This window comes from Xanthomonas sp. NCPPB 3761 (genome assembly GCF_041475705.2).
Classification (GTDB): domain Bacteria; phylum Pseudomonadota; class Gammaproteobacteria; order Xanthomonadales; family Xanthomonadaceae; genus Xanthomonas; species Xanthomonas phaseoli.
Genome location: NZ_CM191262.1, coordinates 1,452,801 through 1,464,756, shown reverse-complemented (window position 1 = coordinate 1,464,756; position 11,956 = coordinate 1,452,801). Strand labels below are relative to the sequence as shown.

Genomic DNA, 11,956 nt, shown 5'->3' with positions numbered 1-11,956 from the left:
CTGACTTGACGTACATATCCGGGTCCATCATACTTTCGCGCTTGCTTTTTCCACCATACCGATTTTTCAGGAACCCACCACCGTGGCCAATATCAAGTCCGCCAAGAAGCGCGCCAAGCAGACCATTGTGCGCAATGAGCGCAACACCGGTCAGCGCTCGATGCTGCGCACCGCCGTCAAGAAGGTGATCAAGGCCCTTGACGCCAACGATGCTGCGGGCGCCGAAGCCGCTTTCGCCGTTGCTCAGCCCATCCTCGACCGTTTCAGCGCCCGCGGCCTGATCCACAAGAACAAGGCTGCACGCCACAAGAGCCGCCTGACCGCTCGCATCAAGGCCATCAAGGCCGCGTAAGCGATCAGTTGGCGCATTGCCGGGAGCCTGGCTTCCGGCAATACAGAAAAACCCGGCCTTGGCCGGGTTTTTTGTGTGCCTGCGCCTGCACTCAGCCCGCATCGCGTGCATCGAGCTCGTCTTCGCGCTGGCGGTCGAAGAACGCCATCACGTCTTTCATGATCGGGAACGTGCCGTCACGCCCAAGGGCGGACACCAGATACCACGGCTCCGTCCAGCCCAACTCGGCCACGATGCTCTCTGCGGCGGCACGCGCCTCGTCTTCGAACATCAGGTCGGCCTTGTTGAGCACCAGCCAGCGCGGCTTCTTCAGCAACTCGGGATCGTGCCGTTCCAGTTCGCGTTCGATGGTGCGCACCTGGTCGGCCGGCGATACGCCATCCACGCCACCATCCATCGGGGCCATGTCCACCAGATGCAACAGCAGGCGGGTGCGCTGCAGATGGCGCAGGAACTGCGTGCCCAGACCGGCGCCGTCGGCGGCACCTTCGATCAGGCCCGGAACGTCGGCAATGACGAAACTGCGGTACGCCTCGACACTGACCACGCCCAGATTCGGGTACAGGGTCGTGAACGGGTAGTCGGCCACCTTCGGCGTGGCCGAGGACACCGCGCGGATCAAGGTGCTCTTGCCGGCATTGGGGAACCCCAGCAGGCCGACGTCGGCCAGCAGCTTCAGTTCCAGCTTGAGCAGACGCTCTTCGCCCTCCTCGCCGGTGGTGGCCTGGCGCGGCGCGCGGTTGACCGAGCTCTTGAAATGCATATTGCCCAGGCCGCCCTTGCCGCCCTTGGCCACCAGCAAGCGGTCGCCGTGCTGGGTCAGGTCGCCGATCACTTCATCGGTCTGCACGTTGATCACCACGGTACCGACCGGCACCACGATGATGCGGTCTTCGCCGCTCTTGCCGTACGCCTGCCGGCCCATGCCGTTCTCGCCGCGCTGCGCCTTGAAGGTGCGCTCATGGCGGAAATCGACCAGCGTGTTGACGTTCTCGTCGGCCACGATCCAGACGCTACCGCCGGCACCGCCATCGCCGCCATCGGGCCCACCCAGCGGAATGAACTTCTCGCGGCGAAAGCCGACACAGCCGTTGCCGCCATTACCGGCGGTGACCAGGATTTCTGCTTCGTCGACTAACTTCATGAGATTTGGGATTCGTAATTTGGGATTGGTAACACCACCGCAGGACACCGCCAGGCGGCCGCGGAGACAGCAGGAAGCAGCGGTATCGGGACTCTCGAAATCCGCCGTTGCGAATCCCCAGTCCCGAATCCCCACTCCCGGCCATCAAACGAAAAACCCCGCCGAAGCGGGGCTTTCCGTCTCGTTCGCCCGGCAGCGTTGCCGGGCGAACTGGCCTGCATGGAGCGGGCGATTACGCCTCGGCAACCACGCTGACGGTACGACGCTTCTTCGGGCCCTTGGTGGAGAACTCCACCTTGCCGTCGACCAGCGCAAACAGCGTGTGGTCACGACCCAGGCCGACACCGGCGCCCGGATGGAACTGGGTGCCGCGCTGACGCACGATGATGTTGCCGGCGTCGATGGCCTGGCCACCGAAGATCTTCACGCCGAGGTACTTCGGATTCGAATCGCGACCGTTGCGCGAGGAACCTACGCCCTTTTTATGTGCCATGACTGGTTCTCCTTACTTCTTGTCGCCACCGGCGATGCCGGTGATCTCGATTTCGGTGTAGTGCTGACGGTGTCCCTGACGCTTCATGTGGTGCTTGCGGCGACGGAACTTGATGATGCGCACCTTGTCGGCGCGGCCGTGGGCCACAACCTTGGCGGTGACCGAGGCGCCCTTCAGCGCATCGCCCAGCTTGATGCCATCGCTATCGCCCAGCATCAGGATGGTGTCGAACTTGATCTCGTTGCCAGCTTCGACTTCGAGCTTTTCCACGCGGAGCGTTTCGCCCTGCGCGACGCGGTATTGCTTACCGCCGGTTACCAGAACTGCGTACATGACCAGGTGTTCCTCTGTAGTTATTATGGTCGCCTGACTTGCCCATGGGGCAGACAGGAGCGGAATTGTACTGGCCTAGCCGGTTTCGGGTCAAGTCGCAAGCAGGTCCGCCGCTGCCGGCCCGAACCGAGCCGGTGGAACGCATCATCCGGCCGCCACAACGGCCCCGGCAGACTGGCATTTGGGGCAATTGCCCTCACCTAGGTCGGCGGGTAGGCTGATCGACTGCCACTCATTCCTGCTGAGCACGCTCGCACCACCGCCGGTTCGCCGGCCCGACATCGGATCCCCCATGGCGATGGATTTCATCCGCATCCGCGGCGCGCGGACGCACAACCTCAAGAACATCGACCTCGACCTGCCTCGCGACAAACTGATCGTGATCACCGGACTGTCCGGCTCGGGCAAGTCGTCGCTGGCGTTCGACACCATTTATGCGGAGGGCCAGCGCCGCTACGTCGAGTCGCTGTCGGCGTACGCGCGCCAGTTCCTCAGCGTGATGGAAAAGCCGGACCTGGACCACATCGAAGGCCTTTCCCCGGCGATTTCGATCGAACAGAAGTCCACCTCGCATAACCCGCGCTCCACCGTCGGCACGATCACCGAGATCTACGATTACCTGCGCCTGCTGTACGCACGCGTGGGACAGCCGCGTTGCCCGGACCACGGCTTCCCGCTGGAGGCGCAGACCGTCAGCCAGATGGTCGATCACATGCTCACCCAGGACCAGGAGCAGCGCTACATGCTGCTGGCGCCGGTGATCCGCGAGCGCAAGGGCGAGCATGCGCAGGTGTTCGAACAGCTGCGTGCGCAAGGCTTCGTGCGCGTGCGCGTGGACGGCGAGCTGTACGAAATCGATGCAGTGCCGCCGCTGGCGCTGCGCCAGAAGCACACCATCGAAGCGGTGATCGACCGCTTCCGTCCGCGCGAAGACATCAAGCAACGGCTGGCGGAAAGTTTCGAGACCGCACTCAAGCTCGGCGAAGGCATGGTGGCGGTACAGTCGCTGGACGACCCGGCCGCGGCGCCGCACCTGTTCTCGTCCAAGTACAGCTGCCCGGTGTGCGATTACTCGCTGCCGGAGCTGGAACCGCGGCTGTTTTCGTTCAATGCGCCGGTGGGCGCCTGCCCCAGCTGCGACGGCCTGGGCGTGGCCGAATTCTTCGACCCGGATCGCGTCGTGGTGCATCCGGAGCTGTCGCTGTCGGCCGGCGCGGTACGCGGCTGGGATCGGCGCAATGCCTATTATTTCCAGCTGATTGCTTCGCTGGCCAAGCACTACAAGTTCGACGTGGACGCGGTATGGAACACGCTGCCGGCCAAGGTGCGCCAGGCGGTGCTGTTCGGCAGCGGCGATGAGGTGATCAGCTTCACCTACTTCACCGATGCGGGCGGGCGCACCACGCGCAAGCACCGCTTCGAGGGCATCCTGCCGAACCTGGAACGTCGCTACCGCGAAACCGAGTCGCCGGCAGTGCGCGAAGAGCTGACCAAGTACGTCAGCCAGCAACCCTGCCCTGCCTGCAACGGCACGCGCTTGAATCGCGCGGCGCGCAATGTGTTCGTCGCCGACCGCCCGTTGCCCGAGTTGGTGGTGCTGCCGGTCAACGAAGCGCTGAACTTTTTCCGCGGCCTGTCCTTGCCGGGCTGGCGCGGCGAGATCGCGGCCAAGATCGTCAAGGAGATCGGCGAGCGGCTGGGCTTCCTGGTCGATGTGGGCCTGGATTACCTCACCCTGGAACGCAAGGCCGACACCTTGTCCGGCGGCGAGGCGCAGCGCATCCGTCTGGCCAGCCAGATCGGTGCCGGCCTGGTCGGCGTGATGTACGTGCTGGATGAGCCGTCCATCGGCCTGCACCAGCGCGACAACGAACGCCTGCTCGGCACGCTGACGCGGCTGCGCGATCTGGGCAACACGGTGATCGTGGTCGAGCATGACGAAGATGCGATCCGCCTGGCCGACCATGTGCTGGACATTGGCCCCGGTGCGGGCGTGCATGGCGGCGAAATCTGCGCGCAAGGCACGCTGGAGGACATCCTGAAATCGCCGCGCTCGTTGACCGGCCAATACCTGTCGGGCAAGCGCCGCATCGAGATTCCCAAGCAGCGCCACAAGCCCAATCCGAAGATGATGCTGCATCTGCGCGGGGCCACCGGCAACAACCTGAAGAATGTCGACCTGGACATTCCCGCCGGCCTGCTGACCTGCATTACCGGCGTGTCCGGCTCGGGCAAGTCGACGCTGATCAACGATACCTTGTTCACCCTGGCGGCCAACGAGATCAATGGCGCCTCGCACACCGTGGCGCCGCATCGCGAAGTCGAAAACCTGGACCTGTTCGACAAGGTAGTGGATATCGACCAGTCGCCGATCGGCCGCACGCCGCGCTCCAACCCGGCGACCTACACCGGCATGTTCACACCGTTGCGCGAGCTGTTTGCGCAGGTGCCCGAGGCGCGCGCGCGCGGCTACTCGCCGGGGCGTTTCAGTTTCAACGTGCGTGGCGGCCGCTGCGAGGCCTGCCAGGGCGACGGCATGATCAAGGTGGAAATGCACTTCCTGCCCGACGTCTACGTGCCCTGCGACGTCTGCCACGGCAAGCGCTATAACCGCGAAACGCTGGAGATCCGCTACAAGGGGTTCAACATCAGCGACGTGCTGCAGATGACCGTGGAAGATGCGCTGCGCCTGTTCGAGCCGGTGCCGTCGATCGCACGCAAACTGGAAACGCTGGTCGATGTGGGATTGAGCTACATCAAGCTGGGCCAGAGCGCGACCACGCTCTCCGGTGGTGAAGCGCAACGCGTCAAGCTGTCCAAGGAACTGTCGCGTCGCGATACCGGACGCACCTTGTACATCCTGGACGAGCCGACCACCGGCCTGCACTTCCACGATATCGAAGCCTTGCTTGGCGTGCTGCACAAGCTGCGCGACGAAGGCAACACCGTGGTGGTGATCGAACACAATCTTGACGTGATCAAGACCGCCGACTGGATCGTGGACCTGGGCCCGGAAGGCGGACATCGCGGCGGCACCATCCTGATTTCCGGCACGCCGGAAGATGTGGCTGCACACAAGGCGTCCTACACGGGGCAGTTCCTGGCCAAGATGCTGCCCTCGGTGAAGGCGCGCGAAACGCGTCCGGCGGCGATGGCCAACAAGCCCGATGCGCGCCCGCCGCGCAAGATCAAACCGGAGAAGGTGGCCAAGGCCGCCAAATCTGCCACCAAGAAGACTGCGAAGAAGAAGGCAAGCTGATGAGCGAACACAAGATCCTGGCACGCATCCCCATCAGCGTGCGCTGGCGCGACATGGACAGCATGGGCCACGTCAACAACGCCAAGTACATTTCCTATTTGGAAGAAGCGCGCGTGCGCTGGATGCTGGGCGTGCAAGGCGTGGCGATGACCGACCGCATCGCGCCGGTGGTCGCAGCCACCAACGTCAACTACAAGCAACCGTTGATCTGGCCCAACGACATCACCGTCGAGTTGTTCGTCGAACGCCTGGGCACCAGCAGCGTGACCATCGGCCACCGCATCTTCGACCAGAAGGACGACAGCAAGCTGTACTCCGATGGCAACGTGGTCGTGGTGTGGATCGATACGCAGACCGGCAAGAGCGCCGCGCTGCCGGATGCGGTGCGCGCGGCCAGCAGCTGAATTCCCATCGGCTGCTTCGCTGACGTTGCAGCAGCGCGAAAGATCGGCGGCGGCTCCGTGTGGAGCCGCCGCTTTCATTTCAATGCCGGCGCCCGCGCGCAACGGCCATCAGACACTCAAGACCCGGGCGCGCGCTTGCGTGCTTCCAAGGTGGCCTTGATTTGGCGACCGTCCTGCAGGGTAAAGCTCACCGGCACCTGCGCACCTTCCTGCAATGGCGCATTGGCATCCATCAACATCAGGTGCAGGCCACCCGGCGCCAGCGGCACCGATTTGCCGGCAGGCAATGCCAGTTCGGGCACCGCACGCATGCGGCTGACGCCATTGACCTGGGTAGTTTCGTGCAACGAGACATCGGCAAATACGCTGCTGTTGGCAGCAGTGATCTTCAGCGGCTGCACACAGCCGTTATGAAATTGCCCGAACCCGGCCGCCATGCCCATGCCACCGGGCGGCGGGATGCGGATCCAGCCATTCTTGAATTCGGGCAGGCATTGCGCCGACACGCCCGCACTTGCCGCCAGCGCCAACGCCGCGAGTACCACGCCGGCCCACCTACCCCGCCTGCTTCGACTGCCGTCTATCATGACCTGACCTCCAGGAGCCCCGAATGAGCATCCAGATCTTAGACCATGGCCGTCTTCGCGAAATCCGTCTGGCGCGCCCGCCGGTCAACGCGCTGGACAGCGCGTTGTGCCAGGCATTGAGCGTCGCGGTGCGGCAGTCGGGCGAGGAAGTCGATGGCATCGTGCTGTCGGGCAGCGAGCGGATTTTTTCCGGCGGCATGGATGTGCCGCATCTGCTGGCGCACGGTACCGACCGCACGGCGCTGTTGGCTAGTTGGACCGCGTTCTTCGATGCGGCGCAGGCGCTGGCCAACAGCCGCGTGCCGGTGGTAGCGGCCATCGGCGGGCATGCGCCGGCCGGCGGCTGCGTGCTGGCATTGTGCTGCGACTACCGGGTGATGGCGCGCAGTGCCGATACCGCAAGACCCTATACGATCGGCCTCAACGAAGTGCAGGTAGGCCTTGCTGCGCCAGAGGGGATCCAACGCCTGTTGCGCCGCGTGGTGGGTGCGCATCGCGCCGAGCGCCTGCTGATCTCCGGGCACCTGCTGCCGGCCGAACAGGCGGTCGCGATCGGACTGGTGGACGAACTGGTCGATGGCGAGCTCGTCACCGCACGTGCGGTGGCGTGGCTGCAAGAGCTGCAGCAGCTTCCCCGCCAACCGATGTTGACCACGCGCGCGATTGCGCGTGCCGACCTGCGTGCGGCATTGGCGCCGGAGTTGATCCAGCTGGAGCGCTTCATCGATGGCTGGTACGCGCCGGATGCGCAGACCGCGCTGCATGGCCTGGTGGCGCGCCTGCAGAAGGCCTGAACCCCGCCCCCGCGGCGCCCCTTGGGCGGGCCGGTATACTCGCAATCCGTCGCATGCCCAGGCCAGCCCCTTGTCCGCCACCGCCGAACCCGTCGTCTCCGAACTGATCAGCCTGCTGTCGCTGGAGCGCCTGGAAGACAACCTGTTCCGTGGCCAGAGCCGCGACATTGGCACCAAATACGTGTTCGGCGGGCAGGTGCTGGGCCAGGCGTTGTCGGCAGCGCAGGCCACGGTCGAAAACGGGCGTCAGGCGCATTCGCTGCATGCGTATTTCCTGCGTGCCGGCAATATCGACCACCCCATCGTCTACGACGTCGATCGCACCCGCGATGGCGGCAGTTTTTCGGTGCGACGGGTCACGGCGATCCAGCACGGCAAGGTGATCTTTTTCTGCGCCGCCTCGTTTCAGGAGCGCGAAGACGGCGCCGAGCATCAGTCGGCGATGCCGGCGGTACCGCCACCGGAAGACATCGAACCGGCCGCACCGCTGGCACCGGAGGTGTTGGCCAAGCTGCCGGCCAAGGTGCAGCGCTGGCTGTCGCGCGGTGGCCCGTTCGAGTTTCGCCATGTCTTTCCGCGCGACGAACTCAAGCCGCCCAAGCGCCCGCCGTTCCAGCAGATGTGGCTGCGCCTGAACGATCCCATCGGCGAGGATGTTGGCTTGCATCAAGCGCTGCTTGCGTACGCGTCGGATTTCCAGTTGCTCGGCACCTCGACCTTTCCGCACGGCATCAGCTATTACACGCCGAACGTGCAGATGGCCTCGCTCGATCATGCCCTGTGGTTTCATCGTCCGTTCCGTACCGACGACTGGCTGCTGTACTCGCTCGACAGCCCCACCGCGCAGGGCGCACGCGGTCTGGCCCGCGGACAGTTTTTCAGCCGCGACGGCGTGCTGGTGGCCAGCACCACGCAGGAAGGCCTGATCAGGGTAGTGCCTGAGGGCAGCGCGATTGCCGTGCCGGCCAGGGGGTAGACCGCACACCGCGACAGCGCGGCACGCTGCGTGAGGCCGGTGCGCACCCCGACGGGGTCGAAGGCAACCGGCCACCGCTTCCCGCGCACTGCAGACACCGCAAGCTGGCATGCTTGCCTGCCATGGGCATGCGCATGCGATCACCTGACGCATCAACCGCACCTTGATGTTTCATCTTGAACTGGCGCCTCGACGGCGCCATCTGTTCCGGACCCAACGGCGTTTTCCACCATGCGCAAGATCTTCAGCAGTCAACGTATCGAAACCGCCGAAGGCGTGGCCAATCTCTTGCGCGATGCGGGAATCGAGATCCGCATCAGCAACGGCCGCTCGTATCAAAGCAAGCGCGGCGGCCAGTTCAGCTACCTGGAGCAGAGCAACGCCCAGGCGCAGCCCACCGTCTGGATCGTGCATGCCAACGACCAGCCGCGCGCACGCGAGCTGCTGCGCGACGCGCGCCTGCTGGACACCACACGCCGCGACCTGCCGAATGTGGAATACACCTTCCGCGAGGGCGAAAACGGCTCCAGCTCCAGTGCGCGCAGCTGGGCCTGGCGTATCCGTCTGGTGTTGCTGCTGGTGATCGGTGCCGTGGCGATGGTGGTGGTGATGCGCCACCGCAGCGCGCCGACGCAACTGGCACCAGCGGCCCAGCCGGCATCGCAACGGACGCCAGCGCCAGATGGCGCACCACCGGCAGCAGAAGACGACGAAGTGCGCGTACGGATCCACCCGACCCGCTGAACGCGGCTGGCCAGCGCGGTCACCCGCTGGTACGGCAGGCATGCTCGTCGGCGCGGTCACATCCGTCGCCGGCCTGCGTCATGCTGGCATCAGGACATGGATTGCGCCGATGAACGCCGACACGCTGAATCTGATGTTGCAACGCGACCTGCCCAGCGCCGCGGCTGGCTGCCAGCAGGCTTACGGGCGCATCGTGCTTGCCTGCCAGAACACGGTGACTGCGATCGCACTGGCGATCACCCGCGACATCGCAGCCAGCGAAGACATCGCCCAGGAGGCCTTCCTGCGTGCCTGGCAGCGGCTGGCGCAACTGCATCAGCCGGCCAGCTTCCTGCCCTGGCTGCGCCAGATCACCCGCAACCTGGCGCGCGACTGGCTGCGCGCCAACCGCCATCGCGCGCTCAGTGGTGAAGCGGCCGAGCTTGCCATTGCGATGGCCGCCGACCCGGCGCCCTCGCCCGCCGAGCAGTTGCTGCAGGTGGAAGAAGAGATCGCCGCGCTCGACATCATTTCTGCATTGCCGGAAGAAAGTCGCGAAACGCTGCTGTTGTATTACCGCGAAGGCCAGAGCTCGCAACAGGTTGCCTCGCTGCTTGGGCTCAGCGATGCAGCAGTACGCAAGCGCCTGTCGCGCGCACGTGCCAGCGTACGCAGCGAGCTGCTGCGCCGGTTCGGCGAGTTCGCGCGTCGCAGCGCACCCGGCATGGCATTCGCCAGCGCAGTGAGCTCGGCCAGCCTGTTGGGCGCGCCGGGCAAGGCTAGCGCGGCGGTTGTGCTGACGGGCATCGGAGGCGCGGGAAAACTGGGCGCGAGCGGGTTGAGCGGCTCGGCGCTGGGTGGGGGCGGCGCCGCTGGCGCGCTCAGCCTCTGGCTCGGCATGCCGGCACTGTTCGCTGCGTGCGCGGTGCTGGTTGCCGGGATCGGTACCTACTGGATGTACTGGTACCTGCTGCGCTTCGCACAGACCGCCAGCGAGGCAGCGGCGATCCGTCGGTTCGTGCACGTCACCACGCTGACCTCGGTGCTGGTGTGCGGCAGCACGTTGGTGCTGAAATACCTGCACGCAGGCGCGTGGGTGTCGGTTCTGACGCTGTGCGCAGGCATGGCGGTACTCAACTATCAATCCCTGCGCATCCTGCCACGCGTCATGCGCCCCATGCTCGAACGCGATGCGCGCAGACGCGGCGCCACCCGGGCGCCGCTGTTGTACCGCTGCATGTTCAGTCCCGGCGCGATGCTGGTGAGCACTGCGGCTGTCATTGTGCCCGTCGTGCGGCACTACATGCAGTCAGGAATGCTCTGAGCCGACCGGATATCACCGCTGGTTCGGCAGCGGCAAACTTTTCCAAGACGATGACACGCCGACGCCGAGCCAAGCGCACGCCGACGCGACAACTGCATACGGCAACCTGGTGGCGTGCGCGATGGATCCGGCTCGATGTAGTCTGCGTGCGAGGGGAGGCGCGCGGCGAGCAACGCTCCATGATCCGAAGTGATGGATTCGTATCCGACCATCGCCGTGATCGGGCAACGCCCGCGCTGCTATAAGCAGGCAGGATTCAACCAGACCACGGAGTCATGAAGTGAAGGCAAGTCTGTTCACCAGTCTGCTGATGATGGTCAGCATGAGCGCGCATGCGGACGGACTCACCAAGTCCCCCGATGGCAAGACGCTGTCGGTGAGTTTCGGAGCACCCACCTTCAAGCAGGTGCTTCACTACCGCAAGCTCTACGACAAGAAGCCGTTCCCCGACGCGGAAATCTATTATTTCAGCAACGGCATGTACAAAATCATTTCCCAGGGCGAGAACCATTACGGCGTCTATGTCCTGCAGGGAACATTCGACGACCAGACCTACACCATCCGGTTCATCTCCCTGCCCTCGGAAGACTGGGGCAACAAGACCGCGTTCCACCAGCTGACCTTCGTGCGCGGCGAGCAGCAGAATGTCTTCATCCAGAACGCCATCGTCGACACCGGCGAAGCGATCGCGCAGCAGAACGGCACCTACACGCTGGAGAAGAACACCGTCTCCAATCCGGTTCCCACCTCGTGGAAGCACGACTGAGCGTTGTACCCGCGCTCAGCGTCTGTCCCAAACGCAAGCGCCCTCCCGCCAGGCGGAAGGGCGCGGTCGATCGGCGCCTTGTTACGTACTGCAAACAACTGGTGAACTCACCACTCACCCAAGCGGCACTCGCCAATACGCAACGAGTGCCGCAGTCGGCGATGCCTCAGCGGTTCGTCGCAGGTGCGGCGGCCGGTGCCGGCTTGCCATCGTCGCCGTGCCTGCCCATCCCACCCGGTCCGTGCCCGCCACGCCACTTGGACGCGGCATCGAACTCGGCCTTGCTCAGCTTGCCGTCCTTGTCGGTATCGGCCTTGGCAAACCACGCGTCGCGATGCTGCTGCATGCGCAACTCACGGTCGGCACGGTCGACGAAGCCGTCCTTGTTGAGATCCATCTGGTCGAAGCGTGCAGCGAACTTGGGGGCGGCCTTGGCTTCTTCGCGGCTGATACGGCCATCCTTGTTGGTATCGAGCTTGGCCATCCATTCGCCACGTCCGCCACGTCCGCCGCGCCCATCGCGCCCAGGGCCACGATGATGCGGGCGCTCGTCGCGCGACAGCTTGCCGTCCTTGTTGGTGTCCAACGTATCGAACTGCGCGGCCAGCGTCGGATCGGCAGCCGCTTCGCTGCGGTCGATCACGCCATCGCCGTTCTTGTCGAGCTTGGCAGGCCGCGGCGCATCGCCGGGAGCCGGCACGGTGGCGGCGAATGCGGTGCCAGCGGACAGCGCGGCCAGCACGGCCAGGGCGAGAAAGGGTTTGCGTGACGTCATGAGACACTCCTGGAAGATAGGAACCA

General features: G+C 64.8%; 13 protein-coding genes. 8 read left to right on the top strand and 5 right to left on the bottom strand.

Translation table 11 applies throughout. The features are described from left to right. Nucleotides 1-82: 82 nt before the first annotated feature. The gene (gene rpsT, locus ACCQ00_RS06455; RefSeq protein ID WP_003484323.1) at nt 83-352 is read left to right on the top strand and encodes a 30S ribosomal protein S20; all 270 of its coding nucleotides are present in this window, start codon (nt 83-85) and stop codon (nt 350-352) included. Nucleotides 353-443: 91 nt separating this feature from the next. Here the strand turns inward: rpsT and obgE are convergent, their stop codons facing one another. The 3 genes from obgE to rplU all read right to left on the bottom strand — a co-directional run bounded on the left by obgE (nt 444) and on the right by rplU (nt 2,322). After that, nucleotides 444-1,496, bottom strand: coding sequence for a GTPase ObgE (gene obgE, locus ACCQ00_RS06450; protein WP_039583396.1), 1,053 nt, complete (start codon nt 1,494-1,496; stop codon nt 444-446). A gap of 232 nt (nt 1,497-1,728) precedes the next feature. Continuing rightward, the gene (gene rpmA, locus ACCQ00_RS06445; protein WP_003484326.1) at nt 1,729-1,989 is read right to left on the bottom strand and encodes a 50S ribosomal protein L27; all 261 of its coding nucleotides are present in this window, start codon (nt 1,987-1,989) and stop codon (nt 1,729-1,731) included. A 12-nt stretch (nt 1,990-2,001) separates the two neighbouring features. Then, entirely contained in the window at nt 2,002-2,322 is a 321-nt protein-coding gene (rplU, locus tag ACCQ00_RS06440) for a 50S ribosomal protein L21 (protein WP_003484328.1), read from the bottom strand. Nucleotides 2,323-2,614: 292 nt separating this feature from the next. Between rplU and uvrA the strand changes: the two genes are divergently transcribed. Then, on the top strand, nt 2,615-5,581 hold the full coding sequence (gene uvrA / locus ACCQ00_RS06435) for an excinuclease ABC subunit UvrA (protein WP_039569977.1): 2,967 nt from the start codon (nt 2,615-2,617) through the stop codon (nt 5,579-5,581). Then, nucleotides 5,581-5,985 (top strand): acyl-CoA thioesterase, encoded by a 405-nt coding sequence (locus tag ACCQ00_RS06430; protein ID WP_017156574.1) that lies wholly within the window; start codon nt 5,581-5,583, stop codon nt 5,983-5,985. Before uvrA ends, ACCQ00_RS06430 begins: the two co-directional genes overlap by 1 nt. 116 nt (nt 5,986-6,101) lie before the next feature. On the opposite strand, the gene ACCQ00_RS06425 is transcribed toward ACCQ00_RS06430, so the two are convergent. Further along, nucleotides 6,102-6,530: a copper chaperone PCu(A)C gene (locus tag ACCQ00_RS06425; RefSeq protein ID WP_017156573.1), complete on the bottom strand. Its 429-nt coding sequence runs from the start codon at nt 6,528-6,530 to the stop codon at nt 6,102-6,104. Between the two features lie 65 nt (nt 6,531-6,595). Between ACCQ00_RS06425 and ACCQ00_RS06420 the strand changes: the two genes are divergently transcribed. The 5 genes from ACCQ00_RS06420 to ACCQ00_RS06400 all read left to right on the top strand — a co-directional run bounded on the left by ACCQ00_RS06420 (nt 6,596) and on the right by ACCQ00_RS06400 (nt 11,155). Continuing rightward, nucleotides 6,596-7,366: an enoyl-CoA hydratase/isomerase family protein gene (locus ACCQ00_RS06420; RefSeq protein ID WP_039569975.1), complete on the top strand. Its 771-nt coding sequence runs from the start codon at nt 6,596-6,598 to the stop codon at nt 7,364-7,366. 70 nt (nt 7,367-7,436) lie between these two features. Beyond that, a complete protein-coding gene (gene tesB, locus ACCQ00_RS06415) occupies nt 7,437-8,342 on the top strand; it encodes an acyl-CoA thioesterase II (RefSeq protein WP_039569973.1) in 906 nt (301 codons plus the stop codon). A 231-nt stretch (nt 8,343-8,573) separates the two neighbouring features. Next, nucleotides 8,574-9,086 carry a putative signal transducing protein gene (locus tag ACCQ00_RS06410; protein WP_039569972.1) on the top strand — a complete coding sequence of 171 codons (513 nt, stop codon included), beginning with the start codon at nt 8,574-8,576 and terminating at the stop codon, nt 9,084-9,086. A 109-nt stretch (nt 9,087-9,195) separates the two neighbouring features. Continuing rightward, the gene (locus ACCQ00_RS06405) at nt 9,196-10,389 is read left to right on the top strand and encodes an RNA polymerase sigma factor (RefSeq protein WP_039569970.1); all 1,194 of its coding nucleotides are present in this window, start codon (nt 9,196-9,198) and stop codon (nt 10,387-10,389) included. 280 nt (nt 10,390-10,669) lie between these two features. Beyond that, nucleotides 10,670-11,155, top strand: a complete 486-nt coding sequence (locus tag ACCQ00_RS06400; RefSeq protein ID WP_170922301.1) for a hypothetical protein — start codon at nt 10,670-10,672, stop codon at nt 11,153-11,155. Nucleotides 11,156-11,321: 166 nt separating this feature from the next. On the opposite strand, the gene ACCQ00_RS06395 is transcribed toward ACCQ00_RS06400, so the two are convergent. After that, on the bottom strand, nt 11,322-11,930 hold the full coding sequence (locus ACCQ00_RS06395) for an EF-hand domain-containing protein (RefSeq protein WP_039569968.1): 609 nt from the start codon (nt 11,928-11,930) through the stop codon (nt 11,322-11,324). Between the last annotated feature and the right edge of the window lie 26 nt (nt 11,931-11,956).